We start from the raw sequence: 23,841 nt of genomic DNA on the forward strand, positions 1-23,841 counted from the left end.
TTTTTCGATCGCATCAGGCATAAGCTACTATAATGAGAACTAAGTGACTTTTTTATTAATTAATTATGACCGCTAATTCTAACTCCTCCCAACAAAAAACTCCTTTTTCAATGGATGATTTTGCTCAAGCCTTAGAACAAGAACAATATGATTATCATTTTAGTAAAGGTGATATTGTCAAGGGCAAAGTATTTCAATATGATTCTAGTGGTGTTTATGTTGATATTGGCGGTAAGTCTCCGGGGTTTGTTCCTCTCAGTGAAGCCTCGTGGCAAAATGTTTCTAATATAGCGGATGTTTTACCCCTCCAAGAAGAATTTGAATTTTTGATTATTAAAGAGCAAGATTCTGAAGGGCAAGTGAAATTATCCCGTCGTCAGCTTTTTATTGAACAGGCTTGGGATAATTTGGTAGAGATTCAGGAAAAAGGGAAAGTGGTGGAAATGTTGGTAACGGGAGTTAACCGAGGTGGTGTTATCGGACAAATAGATGGGTTGAAGGCTTTTATACCTCGATCGCACTTAATTGAAAAAGATGATTTTGAGAAGTTAATTGATCAATCTCTCAAGGCTAATGTACTGCAAATCGATCGACCTCAGAATAAAATTGTTTTGACTCAAAGAAATATTGCTCGATCGAGTGCGATGCAGAACTTACAACAAGGTGAATTAGTGCAAGGTAAAATTGTCAAAATTCAACCTTATGGATTATTTGTGGACTTTGGCGGTGTAGCTGGATTGTTGCATATAAAACAAATTAGTGAAGGACAAATTAGCTCTTTAAGTAATATATTTAAAATTGGCGAAGAAATCAAAGTAGTAGTGTTAGAAATTGACGAAATCAAAAACCGAATTTCTCTGACAACAAAAGTGCTGGAAACTTATCCGGGAGAATTTATCGAGAAAAAAGATTTAGTCATGGAAACCGCCGAAGCCAGATTGGCTGAAAAACAGGCAAAATCAGCAGGTTAGAATTTATCTGTCATTGTAGAATAAGGAATAAATTTTCGGAAGAATTAGTAGCAAATAACTATTCAAAAAAATATACTTAATTCTTCCTATTTTGATAGCGAGAATAAAGGACAATTTAAGAAAAATTAAAAGTCCATCATAAGAGTCAATAATATCAAATTGATCGAATCTACTCATTTTGAGAAAATTTGATCGAACCTCCTAAACCGATAAAGATGCGATCGATATATACTTTATAAATTAAGAGATTTCTTCAAAGCTAAATTAACTTTTTCCATCAAATCAGAGGATAAAATACCTAACTTTTTTTGAAAAATAAACTTACTAATAGTTGCTATTTTATCGGCTCTAATTAAAGACGTTTTTTTCAATCCTGTTTCTTTAAATTCTAGATCATTTTCAGAAATTAACACCCAAGTTTCTCGTAAGTTTTCATTAGGTATTTTTGAGAATATCCCTAAAATAATTACTTCTTCTTTATGGTTGGCAACGGCTAAAGCAGGACGAAGTTTTGTAGCTGTTAAATCACTAAAAGGAAAAGAAACTAACCAGATTTCTCTAATTTTCGGCATCATTACTATAAATATCCTCCTCTGGAGCATTCCACTCTTGAAATCCTGTTTCAGCTAATTTCATAAAATCTTTTGTGGATATTGTTTCATTAATTTCTCTAATTAATTGATTTATTTCTTCTGGAGGAAGTTGAAAAATCATTTCTTTAATTTCTGCTAATTTTGTCGTCATATTTAAAACCTCATTACTATAACTTTTTTGATTATAATTGATTTTCTATCATAAGCTCGATTGAACCTCCTAAACCGAAAATTATGATAAATTAAGCATTTGTTTGACTTCCCTTAAGGGAATTGAAGGACTATTTTCTTCTTCTTTTTTAGCTTTTCTTAAATCTTGCAAATCTTCTAAATCTTCTAATAATTCTTGAATTTTGGTAAATTCTTCATAAGGCAAAACTGCAAATTCTTTATTACCATTTTTAGTTATAAATTCTGGATGTAATTGGATCATTGCTTAACTTTATTATTAAAAGTATCAAAAGCATAAATATATTAATTATTCTCTCATTAAAGCCTGAAAACCAGCTTGAATAAAATGTTTATCAAATGTTAATGCTTGAGTCACATTCTGTTCTCTCATAACAATAAAAGAGATACAATCAACTAAACCCCAAGATTTATCTTGATGCTTTTTAAATAACCTTAATGCTTCATCAAATAATTTAGGTGTTAAACGAATAACTTCCACATCATCAGATGTCAAAAATTCTTCTATTAATTCAGCTACTTCATTCCTATAATTACTTGATAAACCATTGCCAACTTCTAACAAAATTGCATCCGTTGTAATCAAAGGATAATTTTCAAATTGTTCAGCTAAGGCTAACGCTTTTTGATGATATTGATCTCGTTTATTAATTAAAGCAACAATAAACCAAGTATCAATAAAAATTTTAGTCCTCACTCACATCTCTCCCAAAACGAGTAGCAAGTTTAACAGAAAAATCTTCAGGTGCATCAATAGAAATTTTCTGCAATTTAGCCATCAAACTAGGCTTTTTTTCAACATTTTCAAGATTACTTAATTCTTCTATAATTCCATAAACTTGGTTAAGTTGTTCGGGCGTTAAATTATCTAATTTTTCTTGAATTTTTTGTTTTGTTACCATAACTATTTACCCTGAATAGAGATTCTCTCATCATTCTAAACTATTAAAGCTCGATCGAAAAGTTGTAAAGCTCGATCGAACCTTATAAACCGAAAAGATGCGATCGAATCGTTGTAAATTTAGAAATAATCAACACTAATCATAAGCGAAGCTAATATATCACTCATAATTTCATGAGAAATAATACCAATTTTTTTCATAAATCTTTGGGTTGATATACTTCTAATTTGTAAAACATTTCCCCCAGAATCTTGAACTAATCCATTATTTTCATCTTGACTTATTTTTATCATAAAAGGACGATCGAGAAACTTATCTTGCCAAGTAGTAATGGTGATAATAATTCTTAAAGCAATAGGATTATAAATATTTGAAATAATAACAACAACAGGGCGTATTTTCTTGATTTCTTGCCCAATAGTCGGATCTAAATTAACCTGCCAAATTTCCCCTTTTTGAGGATTAATCGTCATTTTCAATACCTTCTCCGTCTAAATGAGAGAAAAGATTAAATTCAGGATCATTATTTACATCTTCTGCAATTTGATTAATTATAGGGCTTAAAATCTTAGCTCTTTCTTCAAGAGAAAGTTTTACTAATTCTTTAATGGAATAAATTTTTTTATTATTTTGATTCTTATTAACGATCGTACTATTTTTCATAATTACATCCTCTTTATTATGATTTATCTTTTATTATAAGCTCGATGCTTAAGTTATAAACTTAATGCTTTAACTTGAGAAATTGCGAATTTTTTATCAGGTAAATTAGTCCCTTTTTTCCGTGCAGTTTCTAACCATAAATCCCTAACAATTATCAATTCTTCTAATGTTTCTTGTAATGTTTCTCCTTGGGCGAGACATCCTTTTAAACAAGGTATTTCTGCCACAAATCCGCCTTCTGCACAAGGATAAATAACCATTGGATAATTCATTTTTACTTTCCCTCAATTAATTCTATTACTTTTTTAACATATACTGATTTTACTCGATTACGATGGACTGGGATAACAAAAACAATGTCATCTTTTACAAAAATATGATGACTTCCCGTAATTCGATCGAGAATAAATCCTTCTAATTCTAACAGTTTACTAATATCGCTAAAAGTGACGTTATTGGGGCTATTTTTAAGTTTATCAAGTAGTTTTTATTTTTTCCCCATTCTTAAAAATATTTTTTGATTTCTATATTGTATTAGTATAATAAATTAGGTTCGATCGAACCTTCTACACTCCAAAAATTCGATCGAACTTAAGTTCGTAGGGGTTGAATATTATTCAACCCGTAAGCACGGAGAGGGCTAATTATGCCTAAAGCCACAACTACAAATGATGCCAAAGGCACGCTGCGTGCCCGTACCTTTTAATCAAGCAAAAATTATGTTATGATTAATAATTAAATTTATAAGACCTAATTGTTTATGAATGCACTAGAATTGCGTACTCAAATTCAAGAATCTATTGAACAATTACCAGAAGAAAAATTATTAGTGGCGGCAGATTTTCTTGCTTATTTAGCCGAAAAAGAATGTGGAGATGCCACTGAAGAATTGCTAAAAATTACTGGTTTTCAAGAGTCTTTTGAAAAAGCTAAAAAAAACATTGAACAAGGAAAGGTGATTTCTGTTGACCAACTCAAACGAAAATATTAATTACACTGTTACTATTGAAATTGAGGCACAAAAATTCTTTGAGTCTTCTTCTGTTTCTTTGCAAAAAAAATTAGATCGTTGTTTTGATATATTAAAAGTAACCCCCCGTAATTATCCCAATATTAAACCTCTGAAGGGCATACTATCTGGTTATTATCGTTATCGGGTGGGGGATTATCGGGTAGTATATGAAATTGATGATAATGAAAATATAGTTACCATTATCTTAATTGCTCACCGAAGTAAAATCTATGATTAAGACTCTGTTTCAAAATAAAAGTTTAATAAGTGATCGAACCTTCTACACTTCAAAAATTCGATCGATCTTCAGTTCGTAGTAAGCCCTTTAGGGCTAATTATGGCTAAAGCCATCACTACAAACGATCGCACCTCTTAATCAAGCAAAAATTATGACAAATTAAGCATTTTTTTGACTTCACTTAGAGGAATTGAAGGACTATTTTCTTCTTCTTTTTTAGCTTGTCTTAAATCTTCTAAATCTTCTAAATCTTCTAATAAATCTTGAATTTTGACAAATTCTTCATAGGGTAAAACTGGAAATTCTTTCCAAATTATCTTACATAATTTTAACTTTATCAAAAATTGTAATCTGAGTATAAAGATAAATCTAAATTCCATTTCATATCTTCCAATTCTTGAAAAGAATATTGTATTTTTCTACGCCCTATTTCAATAATGTAAAAATCAACTTTAGGAATATTTTCAACTGTCAAATTAAAAATACATTGAACCCTCCAATTTTCATGATTACGATTATTTTTTCCAATAGCTTGTCCCATTGCTATTATATTTTGCTTACCATCATAGATAGTTATTCTAGTGGTAAAACTTAAATCACCATAACCACCCTTTCCTCGACAAGAATTATCCTCATGTTCTATTTTACTATCAATCAATGTTAACTGACCTGTTAATGTGTAAGTTTTGTTTTTCTCTTGAGGTTTTGGTTTTGTATTTTTGAGAAAATTACTATGCGAATCATGAACAACATTAAATTCACTATAGGATTGTGCTAGTGTAGGAGTTGAAAAAAGTATGATTGAAAAAACAAGTATGGTATGAAACAGACCATTTATTTTAACCACAAAAGCAATTATTTTAAACATAATACATATTATCTATTAAGTTGCACTTTATCTTTTATGATAGCACACTTTATATAAAGTCATTTAATTTCTTCTTTTAATGACTTTAATCTTCTTGATAGACTTGATACAAAACCTCTGTTCATGCCCTTGATATGCTTAAAATAGTAAATTATTGGAAAAAATAAGCATAAATACTATGACTTGGTTAGAAACATACCATCCACACTAAAAAAACAATTAATTAAAATCTTATTTTATACCAATCACCTCTCTTAATTTCTCTACTAATTGATAAACTGTTGTAGAAGGATTCATATTATGTATTTTGTTTTGCTCATATACAGATAAATTATCTGAATCATACTCCTTTTCTTTACAATGACTGAACCATAATTTTTTAGCATTTTTGATAGCATTTTCTTGTTTATCTTCTAGTTGATTATAAATATCATCATTTTTTTCATATTTCTTCCCTAATCTATCCGTTAATAATTTATTAAGATTACTTCTATGAGTCTCACTGCAATAATATTCATAGTGAAGCAAAAACCAAAGCTCAAAAGCATCATTAGAAATCGCTAAATTTATTTGATTATTGTAAGCAAATTCGATCGCCTGATTAAAATTTTGTTGGTTATTATTTTCTTTTTTAGCATCTCGATCGAAAACACACCAAACCTCATCATCATTATAATATTCATCCTTTAAATCGATCGCAGTTTTGACAACGGTTATTCCGACTGCTCCCGACTTTTTATTTCCTAATTTTACCTCTATTAAAATATTTTTATCACTGGCGAATGTTTTAAAAATGTCAAAATATTTTTTTTCAGTTTCTCCCTCACAAATAATTAAAAATGTTTTATTTGGTTTTCTTTTATTAATATTTTTGCGAGAATATTTATTTTGAGGCATTTTATCTATTTATTTTTTAATAATCGTTGAAAATTTCCAATAAAAGGAATTGCACCATATCTCCCTTTAATATAATCTGATTCAAAAGGAGCATCTTCAGAAATATCATATTCCGCCAAAGAATATAAATCTGTTGCACCCTGATTATTTTTCTCAGTAAACCAAATTTGATCCCTTCTTAATAATTGTCCTCCAAATAGTTTTCGATTCAATAAATTAGTATCATGAGTCATAAAAATTAATTGTGAGTTTTGATGATTATGCTCATTAGAATTAAATAACTGAACCAATTTATGAGTAATCCAAGGATGTAATCTCGTATCTAATTCATCAATAACTAAAATTTGTCCATATAGTAAAGCCTTTAAAAAAATAGGAATAAAATAAAACATTTTTTTCGTACCTTCAGATTCATTTTCTTCTAAATTAAAATCTACCATTCCCACAACTTCATTATTTGTATTATACTTTTTATGGAATGTTATTAACTCAGATTTTTTTGTAGATTTTAATAATAAAGATTTGAATTCTTCTGGCAAATCAGAAGGCAATATATCTGAGTCTATTTTGTCTTTATTTATGATAAATTGTTCTATAGAAAAATCAAAGTTTTGAATTAATTTTAGACTACTATCTCTAAAAAGAGGATCATCTAAAATTTCTAAGGCATTTTGTCTATGAAGTCTGTCATAAATTCCTAAACCAGAAATAACAAGTAAATTACTAAACCAGATCACAATAAACCTAGATATTTTTCCATTAAATTGTGAACAAACAGATAAAAAAAGAGAATTAACTTTTGTTTGTTCTTTGAGCTTTTCTCCCTCTTTAAATGACTTTTTACTAATAAAAATAAATTTCTGATTTTGTCTTTCAAACAATCTATATTCTTTTTCGCCAATACTATGATAAAGCCATTCTTTTACAACTGCTTTTGAAGAAACCTCAAATCCATATCGATAGATTCTGTCATAAAAGTAAAATACAATTTGAAAAAAAGAAGGTTTATTTTCTGTTTCTGTATTTAATTTAAAAGGTTCAACTAGAATAGGATCAGTAATTTGCATTTTCGCAGAATTAATTACTAGATATTTCATGAATCCTATCGCCTTAGCTAAATTGCTTTTTCCACTACCATTCGCACCATAAACGGCATTAGTTTTTAGTAATTTTAATTCTTCATTAACTGAAAATATATTATTATTATCTAATTCTTCATCTTGGCTATCAATATCAGAGGCAACCATGCTAAAGGTGACTACATCCTTAAAAGAGAGAAAGTTCCCTACCTGAAATTCTATAAGCATGATTTTCTTCTGTTCACCTTTAATGATTGAATTGAATAGATAAATCTTAAGATACTATGAGGAAATTTTGCAATTATTCTGGTAAACTTTAGGAGATAAATCGATCGAACCTTGATAGAGTTGATACAAAACCCCTGTTCATGCCCTTGATATACTTAAAATAGTAAATTATTGTCAAAAGTCGATCGCACCTCCCCAACCGAAAAGATTTGATCGATCCTCTTCTTAAGTAAGAATTATGATAAATTAAGCATTTGTTAAACTTAACTCACTCAATTATGTAATAACAAACTTTGCCGAATCTGTTAAGAAAATACTATTATAATTTTCAGGGTTTTTAAACTCAAATTTCCAAATAGAATAAATATTATTAGACTTAGAAAAAAATAAAGTTATTACTTTTTTATTCGTATGTGATTGCCATTGACGAAAAGGAAAATAAAGTTGTCTAATAATGACATTATCCGTTTTAATGTTTTTTGCTTCTATTAAAACTACCTGTTTTTCACCCTCGTATCCTGCATCAACTTCAGTTTGTACACTTTCAATAGTTAACTTATTATTATTAACTATCATTTCAAATTTAGGAGTATATTTTCTGCCTCTAATAGTTAAAACTAAACTATCATCCTTCATAAAATGACGAATTAAACTAGAAGCATAAGCATAATCTAAATGTTGCATTTCAGAATCCCCTATTAAAGAAGTATCTAACTTAAAATTAAGACTAGATTTATAAGTTTTTGGAGTGTCCTTAATTAATGGTATATCGATATATCCCTCTCCTTTTAAAATAGCATATTCGCCATTTTTGACAGGTAATAAAAATAATCCTAATTCTTTAAATATATCTGGACGACTTTCTCTAGTATCTTGTTTACAAATAATTCTCACCTCTTTTTCTGCGGTTTTATCAAAATGTTTAGTAGCTGATTTGATATTTTTTGCACTTATAAAATAAGGCAAGGAAAAATCATGATTATAGATATTATATTTATCAAAAATAGCCTTCCATGCTTTAGTTTTTGATGTAATGTCTTGTTCAGTCATAAGATTATATTATAATAAAAAAAATAAATTAAAAGTTCGTAATTATAAGTTCAAAAATTTCCCCTCTTTTATCTCCTTTTGAATTAATATTTCTTCGTGCTTTTACTCTTTTTATATTAAATTGTTTATAAAGTTCATCAAAAAAGTTATTAGAACTATCATAATTTTTCACATCAGAGTTACTAAGAATAAAATAATTTCCTTGTCTATGGATTTCATCACAAAATTCTTTTAATCTTATTTGTTCATTATCGTCAAATATTTGTTCTGAATATGACGTAAAAGATGATGTTAAATTAAGGGGTTTATAGGGTGGATCTAAATAAAAAATAGTATTTTTTTCTGCATATTTTAAAGTTTCTTGAAAATCTCCTTGTAAAATTTTTACTTTTTGTAAATAATGATGAACAGATATTAAATTATCTTTATCACAAATATTTGGTTTTTTATATTTTCCAAAAGGAACATTAAACTTCCCTTTTTTATTAACTCTATATAGTCCATTAAAACAGGTTTTATTCAAAAATAATAATAACCCTACTTTTTCAGTAGAGTAGTACTTAATAGAATTAAAAATTTCTCTCTTTTCTAAATAAAATTTTTGTTTTTCCTCTACATTATTTAATAGGTAATAGCTAGTTTCTATATTTAATAATAAATCTATTAGTTCTAAATGATTTGTTTGTATTTCTCGATAAGCATTAACTAAGTTATCATTAATATCATTAATAACTATATTATCTATTTTGTTAAATTGATTTAAAATATGAAATAATATTGCTCCTCCCCCTACAAATGGTTCTATATAACTAAACTTCTTCTTTTTTTCATCAACAATTTTATTAATTAACTGATCGATTTCACTAATTAACTGTGTTTTTCCCCCTACCCATTTAAGAAAAGGCTTTGGATTTTGTAAACAAACAACTCCTGATGAAGACATAATTAATACTTAAAAACATTTTACTTTGTTTAATCATAGTTCAAAATCGATCGAACCTTGATAGAGTTGATACAAAACCTCTGTTCATATCCTTGATATGCTTAAAATAGTAAATTATTGTAAAAAATATAAGCATAAATACTATGACTTGGTTAGAAACATACCATCAACACGTTCAAGAAAGAGCCAAATTGGGCATTCCCCCCTTACCCCTGAATGCCGAACAAACATCGCATCTGTGCGAAATGTTGCAGAATCCCCCAGAGGAATTGAAAGAAGAATTAATGATGTTACTGCGCGATCGAATTCCCCCCGGTGTGGACGAAGCATCCTACGTCAAAGCAGGGTTTTTAACCGCAGTCGCAAAAGGTGAATTAACCTCTCCTGTTATTTCTCCTCAAGGCGCTGTGAGCTTATTAGGTACAATGATGGGCGGTTATAACGTGCAATCCCTCATCAGTTTGTTAAAATCCAAAGATAGTAACGTCGCCCTCGAATCTGCTAACGCCCTCAGCAAAACCCTTTTAGTCTTCGATGCCTTTAACGATGTCTTAGAATTAGCAGATACCAACCCCTACGCCAAACAAGTTATTGACGCATGGGCAGAAGCATCATGGTTTATCAGTAAGCCCAAAGTAGCGGAATCTATCACCGTGACGGTGTTTAAAGTGACGGGAGAAACCAACACCGATGACTTATCCCCTGCACCCCATGCCACCACTCGCCCTGACATTCCTTTACACGCTTTAGCGATGTTAGAATCGAGAATGCCCGAAGGTTTAGAAACGATCGAACTTCTGAAACAAAAAGGTTATCCTGTTGCCTATGTCGGTGACGTAGTGGGGACAGGTTCTTCCCGTAAGTCTGCAATCAATTCCGTATTATGGCACATCGGCAATGAAATTCCTTTTGTACCGAATAAAAAATCTGGTGGTTATGTCTTAGGAGGCAAGATTGCACCTATCTTCTTCAACACTGCCGAAGATTCTGGGGCGTTACCCATTGAGTGCGATGTTAATAACTTAAACACTGGAGATGTCATCACCATTTACCCCTATGAGGGCAAAATCACCAACGAAAACGGCGACACCATTACCACCTTCACCCTGAAGCCTGAAACCATTTTAGACGAAGTGAGAGCAGGAGGACGCATTCCCCTCTTAATTGGCCGGGCTTTAACCGATAAAACCCGTCAAGCATTGGGATTAGAGCCTAGTAAGCTATTTGTACGTCCTCAAGCCCCTGCGGATACGGGTAAAGGGTTTACTTTAGCTCAAAAAATGGTAGGAAAAGCCTGTGGAGTGGAAGGAATCCGCCCCGGCACTTCCTGCGAACCGATCATGACTACTGTTGGCTCTCAAGACACCACAGGACCTATGACTCGTGATGAGTTAAAAGAATTGGCTTGTTTAGGTTTCAATGCCGATTTAACCTTACAAACCTTCTGTCATACTGCCGCTTATCCCAAACCCGTTGACATTAAAACCCATAAAGACTTACCTGATTTCTTCTCTACCCGTGGAGGGGTTGCTTTACGCCCTGGGGATGGTATCATTCACTCATGGTTAAATCGGATGTTATTACCTGATACTGTCGGCACGGGAGGCGATTCCCATACTCGTTTTCCTCTCGGTATTTCCTTCCCCGCAGGTTCAGGTTTAGTGGCATTTGCGGCGGCTTTAGGGGCGATGCCTTTAGATATGCCTGAGTCGGTGTTAGTGACATTTACTGGTGAATTGCAACCGGGGGTGACTTTGCGAGACATCGTTAATGCTATTCCTTGGGTGGCTATGCAGGAAGGTAAGTTAACCTATGGCAAGGGTGATAAAATCAACGTTTTTAACGGGCGTATCATGGAAATGGAAGGCTTACCCGACTTAAAAGTTGAACAGGCTTTCGAGTTAACGGACGCTACGGCTGAACGTTCTTGTTCTGGTAGTACAATTAAACTAAGCGAGGAAACTGTTGCTGAGTACCTTCGATCGAATGTTAGCTTAATGAAGAACATGATCGCAAGGGGTTATGCAGATGCGCGTACTTTGTTGCGCCGTATTGCCAAGATGGAGGAATGGTTAGCTAATCCTTCCCTCATGTCTGGGGATGAAAATGCGGAATATGCCGATATTATCACCGTTAACTTGAATGAAATCAAAGAGCCGATCGTCGCTGCTCCCAATGATCCCGATAATGTTAAACTGATGAGTGAGTGTGCAGGGGATAAAATCGATGAGGTGTTCATCGGTTCTTGTATGACAAATATTGGACATTACCGTGCAGCAGCGAAAATCCTTGAGGGTGCAGGTACAGTTAAAGGGCGTTTATGGATTTGTCCTCCTACTCGCATGGATGAAACACAGTTACGGAATGAAGGGGTTTACGGTGTATTTGCGGCGGCTGGTGCAAGAACTGAAATGCCCGGATGTTCTCTGTGTATGGGCAATCAAGCGCGTGTGGAAGATGGTGCAACGGTGTTTTCTACTTCTACCCGTAACTTTAACAACCGTATGGGTAAAGGTGCAAGGGTGTATCTCGGTAGTGCTGAGTTAGCCGCCGTTTGTGCCTTATTGGGCAAAATTCCCACTGTGGAGGAGTATAGCTCGATCGTATCTGAGAAAATCGATCCTTTCAAGGGCGAATTATACCGTTATTTAAACTTCAATGAAATCGATAATTTTGAAGATGAAGGGCGAGTAATTCCCTTAGATCAAATGCCAAAAATCGAAGATATTTTAGGAATGCCAGTATAATTAATTGTAGGGTGGGCAATGCCCACCATTATTTTTATTTATGGGAAAACATCATTTTAAAAAAGCAATTTTATCTTTAGAAAATCGAATTGCTGAACATCAAGAAAAAATTAGATTAGAATTAAAGAAAGATTATCCAGATGAAGGATTAATTAAACATTGGTAAAAAGAAATCAAAGCCTTTGAAAAGGCAATTGAACAAGCATTAAAAAGATTAGGGAAAAATAATGCAACTAACTGAAAGAAAAATTAACATTAAGAATTCTACTTTAAACCATTTAATTATTGAGTTAAAAGAGGAATGTCAAACAGTAATTTCTTTAATTAATCAACTAGAATTATGTAATCTAACTGACAATCAAAAAGAGGATATTTTAGTAGAATTATTAACCTCAACAATCCATCTTAATTTTCACTGCGATCGAGATTTACAAGAGTTAATTTCCGATGAATTAGAAAGTGCTGATTATGTCGAGAATTGAGGACGTCTCAGGTGTGACAATATAATTTTAAAATGTACTATAATCTTAATTATTGCCCATAATTAGTTTATATTGACCTTGGGTAATGGGATATTTTCCTACATAAAAATTGTCTGGAATTGTCGTTTTTTTTTGGTGGTTTCTCCCAATTATAACCTAGATCACTACCCATAATAAATTCTCTTGATGGAATCTTTACTAAGGTTAAATGAATTTGATTATTAAATTTTATGGTGACATCCATTTTGTTGATTATTTATAATAGTAATTTTTTTAAAAATATACTCTTTTTCTGAAAATGTATTAAAGGTTATTTTTTACACAATCCAAAGGGTAATAAATAGCCAATTTTAGTAACAAACTCTACAGAATTTTCTCTAGTATCATAGATACCATAACGAATAAATTTACCGCCATGACGAGGATAAGCGATCGCACCAAAAGAAATTATAAATCGATCGTTTTGATCTAGATCATAAATTCCATCATCAACATAATAGGGTGCAGACTCGGCATAATTTTCACATTTTTCTCCATACATTATCGGATAGTGTAAATGCCCAATAAAGCAGATTTGATAATCAAATTCATCAAATACATTCCATGCCTCAATCTGGTTTGTGATTGCCCACTGTTTTGCTTTTTCTCTAGGGGAAATATGGGTAAAACAAAGGTTGTTAAATTCTATTTTTTCAGGTAAATCTTGTAACCATTGTTTAATATTTTTTGGTAAATCACAATCATTAAATTCATCATGATTTCCTCTTACACAGGGTATATTTTTCTCTTTGATTAATTCTACCACTTCTCGATCGAACTCTCCCCCTTCCACCAAATCACCTAAACAAATAATTTGCTCAATATTACCCCTAGATTGAATATCCTGAAAAACCGTTTTCAGAGCCTTTAAATTACCATGAATATCTGATATTATTGCTATTTTCATATCTCATAATTAAGATTAATTTAACTTCTGCTATTTCTAATCATTTTCAGAAAATTTGTATAAGGAATCTTCTCTTTAGGATAAACGGTATAAGCATCAATTCTGAGGCTAAGATAGTCAATATTTTGGTTATGAGAATCCAAAACTATCTTAGCATTATCGATATTTTGAGATATTTTTTCAGCAAATTGTTTAGTTTTATTTTCGTCACTGTTAGGCAAAATAATCCCAAATTCATCACCATCACAAAGCCATGTAATACTAATTACTTCTTCAAGGGAATTTTCAATAATATTTACTATTTTAATCAAAGTGAGATCGCCCTGTTCATAATCATAAATTTGATTGTAATATCGAAAATAATCGACATCGCACTGAATTTTTCATTACTTTACCTAATACCTAACACCTCTCTCTGCTCATCAAAAACACTCTTTAAGCAATTCCTAATTAGTAAATCATGAAAATTCTGCTAAACTAAACAATACAGAAACAGATTATCAGAATAAATATTGAGTTATTATGGAAATGGACGGCTTTTGGGAAAATGTGTTACGTTATCCTCGCTATATGGTGAGTTTAATCTTAGGAATATTCTTTTTTTTATGGGAACAAATTAAACCCTTATTCAAAAATCCCATTACAGCTACCGCCATATTTGGGTTACTTATAGGGAGTTTTTCTTTTCTTTATTTTACCCTCAAAGCAATGCTAGGTCTTGATCCAGTATAATTTTTTTGTAAAAAGAACGATTCGTAAATTTTGGTTTTATATTAGAAATAATGGCAAATAGTCGTAGAGTAGAAAAAGTTTCATCTTTAATTAAAAAAGAAATCAGTCAAATGCTGATTAGTGGCATTAAGGACGATCGAGTTGGAGCTGGAATGGTTAGTATTACAGATGTTGATATATCTGGAGATTTACAACACGCTAGAGTATTCGTAAGTATTTACGGCACTCCTGATGCAAAAAAGGAAACTATGGAAGGTTTAAAAGCCTGTACTCCCTTTGTAAGAAAATCGTTGGGGCAAAGAATCAGTTTAAGACACACTCCAGAAATTCGTTTCATTGAGGACACTTCCTTAGAAAAAGGGGATAATTTAATTAATTTAATTAACAGTATTACTCCCAAGGAAGACTCTTTTAGCGAAGAAGAATAATCAAAAATTAGGTTTTAGGTTCAATCAATGTTTTATCCTTAAAACTTCTGATTCCTAATTCCTAATTCCTCTCTCTTTATCAAAATACCTGTTTAACAACTTCTAATTCAATTGATTAATGGGATAAAAAGGTTGATGTAAACTGATTAAATTAGCTAAAGTCTTTTTTAATTGGGTACGAGGTACGATCGAATCCACAAAACCATGTTTAACTAAATATTCCGAAGTTTGAAAGTCATCGGGTAGTTTTTCTCTCAAGGTTTGTTCAATTACCCTTCTTCCCGCAAAACCAATAGTTGCCCCCGGTTCGGCTAAAATTAAATCTCCTAACATGGCAAAACTTGCGGTTACTCCCCCTGTTGTTGGATGAGTTAGCACTGGAATATATAATAATTTTTGTGCCTGATGTCTTTGTAAAGCGCCAGAAATTTTTGCCATTTGCATTAAACTTAACATCCCTTCCTGCATTCTTGCACCCCCAGAGGCACAAATAATCACCACAGGAAAAGAGTTAGCTGTAGCGTATTCAATTAAACGAGTTAATCTTTCTCCTACCACCGAACCCATACTACCGCCCATAAAGCGAAAATCCATGACTCCCAAAGCAATGGGCAAACCGTCTATTAATCCTGTTCCTGTTTGTACTGCATCGGTTAAGGGTATTTTACTATGTAATTCTTTTAGTCGATCGCTATAACTTTTTCGATCGTGAAATTTAAGGGGATCAGTAGGTTTAAGATGATGATTTAAAGTTTGCCATGTGTGAGCATCGATTAACTGTTCAATTCTTTCATCACTAAAAATTCTCATGTGATAACCACAATCAAAACAAACCATACTATTAGCTCGTAAATCTTTCGTATAAGCTAAAACACCACATTCAGGACATTTCGTCCATAAGCCATCAGCAATTTCTCTTTCTTGTTGCGGTTTTATTTCAGGTTCAGACTTTCTTAAATTATCAAACCAATCAAGTAGGGACATCTTTACAGTTAGGAATTAGAAATGGGGAATTATCGATTATCAGTAATCAACTATACACTATCCCTTGAGTTCGATGCAAGAATCTTGGATGGGGGTAGGTTTTCGGTTTGCGATTTGAAGTCAATTATCAACATTCCTCTTACCATTTCCCTACCTTCACCCATAGACATCTCCCACATTTTATTGAGACGTAAAATATTACGTCTCAACAATAGTTTTAGCTATTAAAAATTTAATTTCTGGAGAAGTCTAATAAATTTTCCATCGAACTTGAGAGACTATCAACTAGATTTGAGGTTCTAAACGGGCATAGAATACACCACGAATTTTAACTTCTTCAGGGTCTTCAGCACCTAAATCTGTAGAAGAAGGTTGCTCACTTTCAAACACTCCAGAAATTTCTCCTGTTTCTTGATCTACTTTAGTAATTTGTAACGAGATTTCCCCTTCATAAGAATCAGCATTTTTGATGTTATTACGGGTATATTCGGTTTTGTCAGCACCAGCAGGTAAAGCTACAGCATTATCATAACCACTGGTTAAACCACGTCCTTTAGGATCGAGGAAAGAAGCACCACGATAAGAAGGTACTTTAAATTCTCCCACAAAATCGGCAGAAGTATTGACAGAACTAAAACCGCCTTCAGTTTTTGCTACTAATTTTTTGATGGTAAAGAAAAAAGATGTTTGTGAGCCACCGGGTAATTGAACTGTCGCAATTTGGAAGTCAATACCGTCTAGTTCTGTTAAAGTTAACACACCATTTTCATCCACAGAGAGAGTACCTCTGATTTGTTCTAAGCCGGTGGTATCTCTGGTTAAGAGTTTACCTTGAATATACTCAGCTTTTTGTCTGGAGTTAGTGGGTTCTTCTTTTACAAAATATTCTTGTGGTTCTAAACACATATCTACGATCGACAAGGGTTGATCTACAGAAATAGGAATATTACCACGAGTAAACTCAGAAATTTCTGGACATTTGTTAGCCAATCCTGTATTAAGAATTTCATCATAGGTGATAGATTTAGGATCGTAAGCCTGAGCAGTATTACTACTACAAGCACCTAGAAATCCTAAGCAGACGATTAGGAAAGCGACTAATAGGTTGCGAAACCTCATAATTTAACCTCTCTTTAATTTGTTAATCTTCTTTAAATTTTTAATCTTAAGTTGTACTTATCCCTACATGAGTCTTCCTTTTATTGATTAGGATGGAGAATAAGTATAGTTAGATTTATCGTGATCTACTTTACCAAATTAAGACTCTTTCTTAAAACTTTTTAATATCACTGTATATAGCTATTAACCGTTAATAATGGATAATTCGCAACCATGAGAAATAATAATTTTTGTGAAGTAAATTTTTTAAAAATAATTAGCGATTGCCGAACAAGTCTTTTGATGGGTGTGAACTACCATTATTTATAGAGACGTAAAATTTTATGTCTCTAGGAAAAATACGATCGATGTCTAATAGATAAAAATCAATTTCATTACTCATTACTCGTTACTAATAATTAATTACTAATAATTAATTATTCATTATTCATTATCGTTAACGGTTCATCAGTCCATTTATCTAAAATATCATAGAATAAAATTTCCTCTATCCAAGTTTTAGCGATTACCGTTAGGGGAAGCGCTAATAATAATCCTAGTAAACCAAAGGCGGTAGCGAAAAAGATTTGTGAAAATAAAGTTACCGCCGGTAATAATGATACTTTATCCGCCATAACTTTGGGAGTTAACCAATAACTTTCGATATTTTGAACAATAAAATACCAGATAATAATTGGGATAATTTTCCAAGGGGAGTCCACTACGGCAATCATCACGGGAAACACTACACTTAAAGTAGGACCAATATTCGGAATAAAGTTTAATAAACCTGCTAAAAGAGCATGAACTAAAACTAATTTTACTTGTAAAACCCATAAACCAACACCGCTCAATGTAGCTATAAATAGACAGTTTATCAAGATTCCACTCAACCAACTGACGATCGAAACTTCACTTTTATTCAGAATATCATCAATACGACGACGATAAAAAGAAGGACATATTTTAAGAAAATAATGGCGATATTTTTGAGGATTTAAAAGAAAAATTATCGTGAGAACTAAAACGAATAATAATTGAAAAGTAACGTTAAAAAAGTTAGAAAATACAATAATAAAGTTATTAAATACTTGAGTGGTAGAAAAACCATAATCATTTAAAATTTTCTCTAAATTAATTGGTGGTATAATTTCTTTATATTCCCCAAAATCAAAGTTATTAAGAAACTGATTAATTCTTTTTATTACCTTAGGTAAAAGGTTAAGTAATAATTCAAATTGCTCAAGAAAAGGTGGAAGAATTAAAATTAATAATAAACTAAAAATAACTACTCCAGCAATACTAATAATAATCACGGCTTTGACACGACTAAAATTGTATTTTTTTAGTTTTGTAACTAATCTATTTAAAACGACAGAAAAGATAATAGATGTAAAAATTAAGAGTAATAATTGCTTTAATTGCCAAAGAATATAAAGAGATATTAAAAAGGCTAAAAAGCCTAAAGATTGACCAAAATTCATACGCTATAGCCTGATTAAAATCATTGATAAGAAGTAAAATAATTTTATACTAGGGTTAATTTAACTTATTTCACAATCTATTTAACATTTTTGAGGATCATCTTATTGTAAGGAATACTTTTCGTGAAAATTACAGAAAGTTCGATCGAGCTTACTGGTCAACTTCTTAAAAAATACTATCAGAAAAAAATTTTTGTGTTTAAAAATTATCCGAGTAGGTTAGGATAAAGAAATTTAATTAGCCCAGATAATAAAGCAACTAAAACACCGATGATCATACTTCTAGCGATAAACTCAAGATTATCTAACCTTTTGCTTAATCCATTTACATCGCTTTTGATAGTAGCAACCTCAACTTTTACGGAGGTAAACTCCTCAAAAACTTTTTCAAATTTACTTTCTATTTTTTCGTTTATTTGCTCAAATTTATTCTCTATTTTTTCGTTTACTTGCTCAAATTTATTCTCTATTTTTTCGTTGCCTTGCTCAATTTTACGATCGACTTGCTCAAATTTAGAGTTAATTAAATCCTTTAACTCTCTTAAATCATTATCTGTTACTGTACTCATGGTAAAATCCTCAATAATGGTATTAATCAGAGGATAGAAGTATTGCCTTACTCCTATCCTTATCTTTTATTTTACGCTAATCTTGACTCTGAAAACTGGGTAAGCTAAAACCTTCTAAGTACCATTGCATCAAAGTTTTAATCCCACATTATTTTGTATCTTTTTAGTTATCGATCGTAGATAACCCCTTTTTTTTGTTATTTATTGTCTTGTTGATGTAAACCACTGCCTAAAGTTATCATGGAATCCATTTCAGTTAAAATTCTTGTTGTTGATGACGATATTGCGATCGCAAATTTAATCAGTCGTTTTCTCAAACAAAAACAATATCAAGTAGAATTAGCTAACGACGGTAAAACCGCAAGGGAAATCTTTAATTATTTTCGCCCAGATTTAGTCATTCTCGACATTAATCTTCCCGATACCCTCGGTTATAATTTGTGTCAGGAAATGCAGAATAATAATGATGTATTTATTTTAATGCTTACCAGTCGTACAGATGTAGAAGATAAGAAAAAAGGTTTTTTAATCGGCGCTGATGATTATTTAACCAAACCCTTTGACTTAGAAGAATTAGAATTTAGAGTACAAGCAATTTTACGCCGTCGAAGATTAGTCAAATCAGAGAATCTTAATATCATTGAGTTAGGAGATTTATTCATTAATCCTCACACAAGGGAAGTTAAGTTAAAAGATGAAAATCTTATTTTCACAACCTTAGAATTTGACTTGCTTTATTTTTTAGCTCGTAATCCAAATAAAGTTTGGCGTAGAGATGATTTAATTGCCAATGTCTGGCAAAATAATTACATGGGAGATAATCGCATTGTGGACGTTCATATTGGTCAAATTCGTCGTAAAATTGAAATATACCCAAATAATCCTCAATATATCACAACTATTAGAGGAGTTGGTTATAAATTTAATTATATAGAAGAAACTTAATACCAATATTTGCAACGTTGATTAGAAAACTATGTGACGCTCCATACACTCACATTCGTAGAGTGTAGGCTTCAAGCGGAAATTATCCTTCTTGAACTTCCATCGTGGTACTCCTTCTTTCCCACTACGGCATTTTATAGTGAGGAACACGCCCAGCCCCACTTTCTAGTTATTATACCACGTCACTGGCGATTCATCCCACACTTGTTTAATTTTTTTTTTTTCAAAATGGGGCTTCTCGCTGGTTAAGCTAAAATATTGCTCATTTTTCCTTTCCCATTCTCTACCTTTATCGGTATCAACTTATTCTTGTGTTAACACAGGATTACCAGTCTCAGGGCATAATTGATAACTACCTTTTTCCAAACCATGTTTAACCGCTACCCTCTCATCAAAAACAAAACATTCTCCTTGCCATAAACTTTCTTCCTGGGGTATTTCTTCTAAATATTTAAGAATACCACCTTGTAAATGATAAACTTCTTTAAAACCTTTACTTAACATCAAAGAAGTAACTTTTTCGCAACGGATACCACCAGTACAAAATAAAGCCACTTTCTGATCTTTTTCGGGGTTTAAATTATTATCTATATAATCATTAAACTCTTTAAAAGAATCAATATGTGGATTTTCTGCCCCTTTAAAAGTCCCAATATTAAACTCATATTCATTGCGAGTATCAACTAATTTAACATCAGGATTCGAGATTAAATTATTCCAGTCTTTAGGCTTAATATAAGTTCCTACTTGCTGATTAGGATTTGCTTCTTCTATGCCAAAAGTGATGATTTCTGGTTTTATTTTGACTTTTATCCGTTCAAAAGGCATTGATTGTACGATCGAAAACTTAATCTCTAATTCTTCACAATTTAATTCTTTTTTGATATTATTAATAATATTATTTAGGGCTTCTTTTTCTCCCACAATATTAGCATTAATACCCTCATTAGCAATTAAAATTGTGCCTTTTATTTTTTCTTCATGACACCAATTTAAAAATTTACCCTGTAAATCTGTCAAATTATTTAATAATAAGAAACGGTAAAATGAAGCAAATGTAAAACTCATATTAATTATTTTTTCTACTCAAATAGACAAATATCTATTCTAATTATAACCTAACATCGAGCTTTGAAAGATTGCTTGAGATTGCTTCGTGCCTCGCAATGATACTTTATGATTAACTATAATAGGTATCTTAATTAACAATTATTCACTATTAACTATTCATTATTAACTATTATGGCAACTTTACAAGTAGGCGATCGAACTCCAGACTTTACCTTACCTTCCGCAACAGGAGAAAATGTTAGTATCAAAGACTTTTTAGGCAAAAAAGCCGTAGTAGTTTACTTTTATCCTAAAGATGATACCCCCGGATGCACCGCAGAATCTTGCGCTTTTAGGGATAGCTACGAAGTATTTAAAGAAGCAGGGGCGGAAATTATCGGCATTAGCAGTGATTCAGTGGAATCTCATCAACAGTTTGCCAGTAAATATAAACTACCTTTTATTTTATTGAGCGATCGAGGTGATAAAGTAAGAAAATTATTTGATGTACCGTCAACCCTTTTTATTATACCCGGTAGAGTAACCTATGTTATTGATAAAGAAGGCATTGTGCGCCATATCTTTAACTCCATGTTAGATTTTAAAGCCCATGTAGAAGAAGCCTTGAAAACTATTAAAAATCTTCCTAGTTAATAAATAATGAGGAATTAGAAATTAGGAATAGTATAAGTTTAAGTCGTGATAGTACTGAATTATAAATAGTTATTTTACACTTTCACAAAAATTTATGAATAATATTTTAAAGTTTAAAGGAATTATTAAAAATGTTAGTTATAATCCCCGTTTAATATAAAAGTTGAAACCTTATAATTTTGAACAATTTGATATTAATATATCTGATAGTTTTGGATTAATAAAAATAGAAGATAAAAATATAGCTTATTCCAAATGGGTATCTCCTAAACGCACTCGAAGTTATCCCTTTGCAAGAATGTATAATGTTTATAGTCAATCAAAAGTAATAACTATTATTCCAATAATTAAAGATGAAGGAAAAGATGGCGATTTAGATAAAATAGGATTTATAACCTTTTCTTGGATGAATTTATTAAATATTTATGTTGTTTTAGGCTACTATGAAAAAGCAGAAAAAAGTCAAAAAAAAGGGCAAAATTCAAAAGATAAATTATCAGGGCAAAAATTTAATAATGATTTTATTAAACAACAAATAGAAAAAATATCTAACTATAAACAAAGTGCTTTACATTGGAATAAAAATTTATTTGAAAATGAGTTTATTAGTATTTTTAATACAGCATTAGATTGTTATAAAAATATAGAGAATCAAACAGGGATTAAAATACACAATCAAGATAGATTAAGAGAATATTTACAAGAAATTCAAACAGACTTTGAAAAATTTAAAGATATTTCTTTAAAATCTTCACAACAAGCAATTAATCGAGAAATACAAACAGAGCATATTTTAGAATATTTAGTAGATGGATGTAAAGGAGTTTTCGAGATTGAAAATGATTTAGGCGGAATTTATCACCTTACTGCTGACGAAATTATTATGGATAAACAGAATTATATTATTCAAGAATCAAAAAACTCATCAAAAAAAGTTTACCTTCCATAGATGATATAGAAGATGGATTATTTAAACTAATTTTATACTCTAATTTAGATTGTCTTTATTTAGAAGAAAAAGAATTACAGTTTAGTTGTCGATTAAAATTAACTGGGATTAATATTAAAGGTGAAATTATATTATCAGAATCTACTAAAAATCAAGAATTAGACAGATTTATTGAAAACAATATTTTCATCTTCACTAATCAAGATATAGGTATAATTTATAAGTTATTTTTAGAAGTAAAAAGAAATAAAAAGTTAAATATATTAATTACAAATAATGAAAAAAATGATTAAAAGTCCTTTACGCTATCCCGGAGGCAAAAGTCGAGGTATTGACTATATCTGTCAATACTTACCTGATAATTTTAGCGAATATAGAGAGCCAATGGTAGGAGGAGGCTCAATGTTTATCTATTTAAAACAACAAAATCCTCGTTTAAAAATATGGATTAATGACTTAAATCCAGAGTTATATTTATTTTGGAAAATAGCACAATCTAATTTAGTTAATTTAGTTCATGAAATCAAAAATTGTAAAAGAAATTATCAAGATGGTAAACAACTTTTTCGAGAATTAACTACTGTTAATATTAATAATTTAACTGATTTAGAAAGAGCAACCAGATTTTTTATTTTAAATAGAATTACTTTTTCTGGTACTGTAGAATCAGGGGGATTTTCTCAGGGTGCTTTTGAAAAAAGATTTACCGATTCTTCGATCGAACGTTTGGAATTATTAGAACATATTTTACAAGATATTACTATCACTAACTTAGATTTTGAGGATGTGATTAAAGGTAATAATAATAATAATATTTTTTTGTTTCTTGATCCACCTTATTATAATAAGGCTAAGTCAAAACTATATGGAAAAAAAGGTAATTTACATTCAGAATTTAACCATGAAAAATTTATACAAACTGTAAAAGAATCTCATCATAAATGGTTAATTACCTATGATAATAGTGAATTTATTAAAGATAATTTTAAAGAGTTTTATACCCAAGAATGGGAATTACAGTATGGAATGAATAATTATAAAAAATCTTCGGCACAAAAAGGCAAAGAGTTATTAATTACTAATTATTTATCTTCTTATAATTTAATTAACAATCAACAATTAACTTTAAATCTATTTTAA

The 23,841-nt window shown here is 31.0% G+C and carries 34 protein-coding genes; 12 read left to right on the forward strand and 22 right to left on the reverse strand.

Going from position 1 to position 23,841, the window contains the following annotated elements; genetic code table 11:
* The first annotated feature begins 65 nt into the window (after positions 1-65).
* Positions 66-971 carry a S1 RNA-binding domain-containing protein gene (locus tag SYN6308_RS06440; RefSeq protein WP_017293619.1) on the forward strand — a complete coding sequence of 302 codons (906 nt, stop codon included), beginning with the start codon at positions 66-68 and terminating at the stop codon, positions 969-971.
* Between the two features lie 233 nt (positions 972-1,204).
* On the opposite strand, the gene SYN6308_RS06445 is transcribed toward SYN6308_RS06440, so the two are convergent.
* The 9 genes from SYN6308_RS06445 to SYN6308_RS25445 form a co-directional block, all read right to left on the reverse strand.
* A complete protein-coding gene (locus SYN6308_RS06445; protein ID WP_026101952.1) occupies positions 1,205-1,546 on the reverse strand; it encodes a type II toxin-antitoxin system PemK/MazF family toxin in 342 nt (113 codons plus the stop codon).
* Positions 1,530-1,715 (reverse strand): hypothetical protein, encoded by a 186-nt coding sequence (locus tag SYN6308_RS06450; RefSeq protein ID WP_017293621.1) that lies wholly within the window; start codon positions 1,713-1,715, stop codon positions 1,530-1,532. The genes SYN6308_RS06445 and SYN6308_RS06450 overlap by 17 nt, the downstream gene beginning before the upstream one ends.
* Positions 1,716-1,796: 81 nt before the next feature.
* Positions 1,797-1,997, reverse strand: a complete 201-nt coding sequence (locus SYN6308_RS06455; protein ID WP_017293622.1) for a type II toxin-antitoxin system Phd/YefM family antitoxin — start codon at positions 1,995-1,997, stop codon at positions 1,797-1,799.
* 45 nt (positions 1,998-2,042) lie between these two features.
* Entirely contained in the window at positions 2,043-2,450 is a 408-nt protein-coding gene (locus SYN6308_RS06460) for a type II toxin-antitoxin system VapC family toxin (RefSeq protein WP_017293623.1), read from the reverse strand.
* On the reverse strand, positions 2,440-2,655 hold the full coding sequence (locus SYN6308_RS06465; RefSeq protein ID WP_017293624.1) for a hypothetical protein: 216 nt from the start codon (positions 2,653-2,655) through the stop codon (positions 2,440-2,442). Before SYN6308_RS06465 ends, SYN6308_RS06460 begins: the two co-directional genes overlap by 11 nt.
* Before the next feature lie 119 nt (positions 2,656-2,774).
* Positions 2,775-3,128 carry a type II toxin-antitoxin system PemK/MazF family toxin gene (locus tag SYN6308_RS06470; RefSeq protein ID WP_017293625.1) on the reverse strand — a complete coding sequence of 118 codons (354 nt, stop codon included), beginning with the start codon at positions 3,126-3,128 and terminating at the stop codon, positions 2,775-2,777.
* On the reverse strand, positions 3,118-3,318 hold the full coding sequence (locus SYN6308_RS06475; protein ID WP_017293626.1) for a hypothetical protein: 201 nt from the start codon (positions 3,316-3,318) through the stop codon (positions 3,118-3,120). Before SYN6308_RS06475 ends, SYN6308_RS06470 begins: the two co-directional genes overlap by 11 nt.
* A 53-nt stretch (positions 3,319-3,371) precedes the next feature.
* Positions 3,372-3,590 (reverse strand): type II toxin-antitoxin system HicB family antitoxin, encoded by a 219-nt coding sequence (locus SYN6308_RS06480; protein ID WP_017293627.1) that lies wholly within the window; start codon positions 3,588-3,590, stop codon positions 3,372-3,374.
* A 2-nt stretch (positions 3,591-3,592) separates the two neighbouring features.
* Positions 3,593-3,754 carry a type II toxin-antitoxin system HicA family toxin gene (locus SYN6308_RS25445; protein WP_272943057.1) on the reverse strand — a complete coding sequence of 54 codons (162 nt, stop codon included), beginning with the start codon at positions 3,752-3,754 and terminating at the stop codon, positions 3,593-3,595.
* 324 nt (positions 3,755-4,078) lie between these two features.
* Between SYN6308_RS25445 and SYN6308_RS06485 the strand changes: the two genes are divergently transcribed.
* Positions 4,079-4,309 carry a hypothetical protein gene (locus SYN6308_RS06485; protein ID WP_017293628.1) on the forward strand — a complete coding sequence of 77 codons (231 nt, stop codon included), beginning with the start codon at positions 4,079-4,081 and terminating at the stop codon, positions 4,307-4,309.
* Positions 4,284-4,568 (forward strand): type II toxin-antitoxin system RelE family toxin, encoded by a 285-nt coding sequence (locus SYN6308_RS06490; RefSeq protein WP_017293629.1) that lies wholly within the window; start codon positions 4,284-4,286, stop codon positions 4,566-4,568. Before SYN6308_RS06485 ends, SYN6308_RS06490 begins: the two co-directional genes overlap by 26 nt.
* Positions 4,569-4,717: 149 nt before the next feature.
* On the opposite strand, the gene SYN6308_RS06495 is transcribed toward SYN6308_RS06490, so the two are convergent.
* From SYN6308_RS06495 to SYN6308_RS06520, 6 genes are all read right to left on the reverse strand, one after another.
* Positions 4,718-4,909 (reverse strand): hypothetical protein, encoded by a 192-nt coding sequence (locus tag SYN6308_RS06495; RefSeq protein WP_026101953.1) that lies wholly within the window; start codon positions 4,907-4,909, stop codon positions 4,718-4,720.
* Positions 4,906-5,436, reverse strand: coding sequence for a hypothetical protein (locus SYN6308_RS06500; RefSeq protein ID WP_017293631.1), 531 nt, complete (start codon positions 5,434-5,436; stop codon positions 4,906-4,908). The genes SYN6308_RS06495 and SYN6308_RS06500 overlap by 4 nt, the downstream gene beginning before the upstream one ends.
* A gap of 231 nt (positions 5,437-5,667) precedes the next feature.
* On the reverse strand, positions 5,668-6,333 hold the full coding sequence (locus tag SYN6308_RS21920; RefSeq protein WP_017293632.1) for an RloB family protein: 666 nt from the start codon (positions 6,331-6,333) through the stop codon (positions 5,668-5,670).
* Between the two features lie 5 nt (positions 6,334-6,338).
* Positions 6,339-7,640, reverse strand: coding sequence for an AAA family ATPase (locus SYN6308_RS06510; RefSeq protein ID WP_017293633.1), 1,302 nt, complete (start codon positions 7,638-7,640; stop codon positions 6,339-6,341).
* A 276-nt stretch (positions 7,641-7,916) separates the two neighbouring features.
* The gene (locus SYN6308_RS06515) at positions 7,917-8,690 is read right to left on the reverse strand and encodes a type II restriction enzyme (protein ID WP_017293634.1); all 774 of its coding nucleotides are present in this window, start codon (positions 8,688-8,690) and stop codon (positions 7,917-7,919) included.
* Between the two features lie 28 nt (positions 8,691-8,718).
* Positions 8,719-9,633 carry a DNA adenine methylase gene (locus SYN6308_RS06520; protein ID WP_017293635.1) on the reverse strand — a complete coding sequence of 305 codons (915 nt, stop codon included), beginning with the start codon at positions 9,631-9,633 and terminating at the stop codon, positions 8,719-8,721.
* A gap of 143 nt (positions 9,634-9,776) precedes the next feature.
* Between SYN6308_RS06520 and acnB the strand changes: the two genes are divergently transcribed.
* The 3 genes from acnB to SYN6308_RS06535 all read left to right on the forward strand — a co-directional run bounded on the left by acnB (position 9,777) and on the right by SYN6308_RS06535 (position 12,862).
* Positions 9,777-12,380 carry a bifunctional aconitate hydratase 2/2-methylisocitrate dehydratase gene (acnB, locus tag SYN6308_RS06525; protein ID WP_017293636.1) on the forward strand — a complete coding sequence of 868 codons (2,604 nt, stop codon included), beginning with the start codon at positions 9,777-9,779 and terminating at the stop codon, positions 12,378-12,380.
* A gap of 40 nt (positions 12,381-12,420) precedes the next feature.
* Positions 12,421-12,546: a hypothetical protein gene (locus tag SYN6308_RS25745; RefSeq protein ID WP_017293637.1), complete on the forward strand. Its 126-nt coding sequence runs from the start codon at positions 12,421-12,423 to the stop codon at positions 12,544-12,546.
* A 61-nt stretch (positions 12,547-12,607) separates the two neighbouring features.
* On the forward strand, positions 12,608-12,862 hold the full coding sequence (locus SYN6308_RS06535) for a hypothetical protein (RefSeq protein WP_017293638.1): 255 nt from the start codon (positions 12,608-12,610) through the stop codon (positions 12,860-12,862).
* Between the two features lie 310 nt (positions 12,863-13,172).
* On the opposite strand, the gene SYN6308_RS06540 is transcribed toward SYN6308_RS06535, so the two are convergent.
* Positions 13,173-13,808 (reverse strand): metallophosphoesterase family protein, encoded by a 636-nt coding sequence (locus SYN6308_RS06540; RefSeq protein ID WP_017293639.1) that lies wholly within the window; start codon positions 13,806-13,808, stop codon positions 13,173-13,175.
* A gap of 20 nt (positions 13,809-13,828) precedes the next feature.
* Positions 13,829-14,188: a GGDEF domain-containing protein gene (locus tag SYN6308_RS06545; protein ID WP_083879528.1), complete on the reverse strand. Its 360-nt coding sequence runs from the start codon at positions 14,186-14,188 to the stop codon at positions 13,829-13,831.
* A gap of 148 nt (positions 14,189-14,336) precedes the next feature.
* On the opposite strand from SYN6308_RS06545, the gene SYN6308_RS06550 reads away from it, so the two are divergent.
* Both SYN6308_RS06550 and rbfA read left to right on the forward strand, forming a co-directional pair.
* Positions 14,337-14,540 (forward strand): DUF751 family protein, encoded by a 204-nt coding sequence (locus SYN6308_RS06550; RefSeq protein ID WP_026101956.1) that lies wholly within the window; start codon positions 14,337-14,339, stop codon positions 14,538-14,540.
* A gap of 50 nt (positions 14,541-14,590) precedes the next feature.
* Positions 14,591-14,968 (forward strand): 30S ribosome-binding factor RbfA, encoded by a 378-nt coding sequence (gene rbfA, locus SYN6308_RS06555; protein WP_017293642.1) that lies wholly within the window; start codon positions 14,591-14,593, stop codon positions 14,966-14,968.
* Positions 14,969-15,070: 102 nt separating this feature from the next.
* Here rbfA and accD read toward each other — a convergent pair whose 3' ends face one another.
* The 4 genes from accD to SYN6308_RS06580 form a co-directional block, all read right to left on the reverse strand.
* Positions 15,071-15,952: an acetyl-CoA carboxylase, carboxyltransferase subunit beta gene (gene accD, locus SYN6308_RS21925; protein WP_017293643.1), complete on the reverse strand. Its 882-nt coding sequence runs from the start codon at positions 15,950-15,952 to the stop codon at positions 15,071-15,073.
* Positions 15,953-16,237: 285 nt separating this feature from the next.
* Positions 16,238-17,071, reverse strand: coding sequence for a photosystem II manganese-stabilizing polypeptide (psbO, locus tag SYN6308_RS06570; RefSeq protein ID WP_017293645.1), 834 nt, complete (start codon positions 17,069-17,071; stop codon positions 16,238-16,240).
* Between the two features lie 416 nt (positions 17,072-17,487).
* Positions 17,488-18,534: an AI-2E family transporter gene (locus SYN6308_RS06575; protein WP_017293646.1), complete on the reverse strand. Its 1,047-nt coding sequence runs from the start codon at positions 18,532-18,534 to the stop codon at positions 17,488-17,490.
* A gap of 206 nt (positions 18,535-18,740) precedes the next feature.
* Positions 18,741-19,103 carry a hypothetical protein gene (locus tag SYN6308_RS06580; RefSeq protein WP_017293647.1) on the reverse strand — a complete coding sequence of 121 codons (363 nt, stop codon included), beginning with the start codon at positions 19,101-19,103 and terminating at the stop codon, positions 18,741-18,743.
* A gap of 240 nt (positions 19,104-19,343) precedes the next feature.
* Here SYN6308_RS06580 and SYN6308_RS06585 point away from each other — a divergent pair, with 240 nt between their 5' ends.
* The gene (locus tag SYN6308_RS06585; protein ID WP_017293648.1) at positions 19,344-20,048 is read left to right on the forward strand and encodes a response regulator transcription factor; all 705 of its coding nucleotides are present in this window, start codon (positions 19,344-19,346) and stop codon (positions 20,046-20,048) included.
* A gap of 303 nt (positions 20,049-20,351) precedes the next feature.
* Here SYN6308_RS06585 and trhO read toward each other — a convergent pair whose 3' ends face one another.
* The gene (trhO, locus tag SYN6308_RS21930; protein ID WP_017293649.1) at positions 20,352-21,116 is read right to left on the reverse strand and encodes an oxygen-dependent tRNA uridine(34) hydroxylase TrhO; all 765 of its coding nucleotides are present in this window, start codon (positions 21,114-21,116) and stop codon (positions 20,352-20,354) included.
* Positions 21,117-21,290: 174 nt separating this feature from the next.
* On the opposite strand from trhO, the gene SYN6308_RS06595 reads away from it, so the two are divergent.
* From SYN6308_RS06595 to SYN6308_RS06605, 3 genes are all read left to right on the forward strand, one after another.
* Entirely contained in the window at positions 21,291-21,752 is a 462-nt protein-coding gene (locus tag SYN6308_RS06595) for a peroxiredoxin (RefSeq protein WP_017293650.1), read from the forward strand.
* A gap of 163 nt (positions 21,753-21,915) precedes the next feature.
* Positions 21,916-22,701 (forward strand): hypothetical protein, encoded by a 786-nt coding sequence (locus tag SYN6308_RS21935; protein ID WP_017293651.1) that lies wholly within the window; start codon positions 21,916-21,918, stop codon positions 22,699-22,701.
* A gap of 285 nt (positions 22,702-22,986) precedes the next feature.
* On the forward strand, positions 22,987-23,841 hold the full coding sequence (locus tag SYN6308_RS06605) for a DNA adenine methylase (RefSeq protein ID WP_026101957.1): 855 nt from the start codon (positions 22,987-22,989) through the stop codon (positions 23,839-23,841).

Source organism: Geminocystis herdmanii PCC 6308, assembly GCF_000332235.1.
GTDB classification, from domain to species: domain Bacteria; phylum Cyanobacteriota; class Cyanobacteriia; order Cyanobacteriales; family Cyanobacteriaceae; genus Geminocystis; species Geminocystis herdmanii.

Excerpts from the sequence above, each read along its gene's own strand:
- SYN6308_RS06440 (WP_017293619.1), top strand. The coding sequence starts at position 66 with ATGACCGCTAATTCTAACTCCTCCCAACAAAAAACTCCTTTTTCAATG.
- SYN6308_RS06445 (WP_026101952.1), bottom strand. The coding sequence starts at position 1,546 with ATGATGCCGAAAATTAGAGAAATCTGGTTAGTTTCTTTTCCTTTTAGT.
- SYN6308_RS06450 (WP_017293621.1), bottom strand. The coding sequence starts at position 1,715 with ATGACGACAAAATTAGCAGAAATTAAAGAAATGATTTTTCAACTTCCT.
- SYN6308_RS06455 (WP_017293622.1), bottom strand. The coding sequence starts at position 1,997 with ATGATCCAATTACATCCAGAATTTATAACTAAAAATGGTAATAAAGAA.
- SYN6308_RS06465 (WP_017293624.1), bottom strand. The coding sequence starts at position 2,655 with ATGGTAACAAAACAAAAAATTCAAGAAAAATTAGATAATTTAACGCCC.
- SYN6308_RS06470 (WP_017293625.1), bottom strand. The coding sequence starts at position 3,128 with ATGACGATTAATCCTCAAAAAGGGGAAATTTGGCAGGTTAATTTAGAT.
- SYN6308_RS06475 (WP_017293626.1), bottom strand. The coding sequence starts at position 3,318 with ATGAAAAATAGTACGATCGTTAATAAGAATCAAAATAATAAAAAAATT.
- SYN6308_RS06480 (WP_017293627.1), bottom strand. The coding sequence starts at position 3,590 with ATGAATTATCCAATGGTTATTTATCCTTGTGCAGAAGGCGGATTTGTG.
- SYN6308_RS06485 (WP_017293628.1), top strand. The coding sequence starts at position 4,079 with ATGAATGCACTAGAATTGCGTACTCAAATTCAAGAATCTATTGAACAA.
- SYN6308_RS06500 (WP_017293631.1), bottom strand. The coding sequence starts at position 5,436 with ATGTTTAAAATAATTGCTTTTGTGGTTAAAATAAATGGTCTGTTTCAT.
- SYN6308_RS21920 (WP_017293632.1), bottom strand. The coding sequence starts at position 6,333 with ATGCCTCAAAATAAATATTCTCGCAAAAATATTAATAAAAGAAAACCA.
- SYN6308_RS06510 (WP_017293633.1), bottom strand. The coding sequence starts at position 7,640 with ATGCTTATAGAATTTCAGGTAGGGAACTTTCTCTCTTTTAAGGATGTA.
- SYN6308_RS06515 (WP_017293634.1), bottom strand. The coding sequence starts at position 8,690 with ATGACTGAACAAGACATTACATCAAAAACTAAAGCATGGAAGGCTATT.
- SYN6308_RS06520 (WP_017293635.1), bottom strand. The coding sequence starts at position 9,633 with ATGTCTTCATCAGGAGTTGTTTGTTTACAAAATCCAAAGCCTTTTCTT.
- acnB (WP_017293636.1), top strand. The coding sequence starts at position 9,777 with ATGACTTGGTTAGAAACATACCATCAACACGTTCAAGAAAGAGCCAAA.
- SYN6308_RS25745 (WP_017293637.1), top strand. The coding sequence starts at position 12,421 with ATGGGAAAACATCATTTTAAAAAAGCAATTTTATCTTTAGAAAATCGA.
- SYN6308_RS06535 (WP_017293638.1), top strand. The coding sequence starts at position 12,608 with ATGCAACTAACTGAAAGAAAAATTAACATTAAGAATTCTACTTTAAAC.
- SYN6308_RS06540 (WP_017293639.1), bottom strand. The coding sequence starts at position 13,808 with ATGAAAATAGCAATAATATCAGATATTCATGGTAATTTAAAGGCTCTG.
- SYN6308_RS06550 (WP_026101956.1), top strand. The coding sequence starts at position 14,337 with ATGGACGGCTTTTGGGAAAATGTGTTACGTTATCCTCGCTATATGGTG.
- rbfA (WP_017293642.1), top strand. The coding sequence starts at position 14,591 with ATGGCAAATAGTCGTAGAGTAGAAAAAGTTTCATCTTTAATTAAAAAA.
- accD (WP_017293643.1), bottom strand. The coding sequence starts at position 15,952 with ATGTCCCTACTTGATTGGTTTGATAATTTAAGAAAGTCTGAACCTGAA.
- psbO (WP_017293645.1), bottom strand. The coding sequence starts at position 17,071 with ATGAGGTTTCGCAACCTATTAGTCGCTTTCCTAATCGTCTGCTTAGGA.
- SYN6308_RS06575 (WP_017293646.1), bottom strand. The coding sequence starts at position 18,534 with ATGAATTTTGGTCAATCTTTAGGCTTTTTAGCCTTTTTAATATCTCTT.
- SYN6308_RS06580 (WP_017293647.1), bottom strand. The coding sequence starts at position 19,103 with ATGAGTACAGTAACAGATAATGATTTAAGAGAGTTAAAGGATTTAATT.
- SYN6308_RS06585 (WP_017293648.1), top strand. The coding sequence starts at position 19,344 with ATGGAATCCATTTCAGTTAAAATTCTTGTTGTTGATGACGATATTGCG.
- trhO (WP_017293649.1), bottom strand. The coding sequence starts at position 21,116 with ATGAGTTTTACATTTGCTTCATTTTACCGTTTCTTATTATTAAATAAT.
- SYN6308_RS06595 (WP_017293650.1), top strand. The coding sequence starts at position 21,291 with ATGGCAACTTTACAAGTAGGCGATCGAACTCCAGACTTTACCTTACCT.
- SYN6308_RS06605 (WP_026101957.1), top strand. The coding sequence starts at position 22,987 with ATGATTAAAAGTCCTTTACGCTATCCCGGAGGCAAAAGTCGAGGTATT.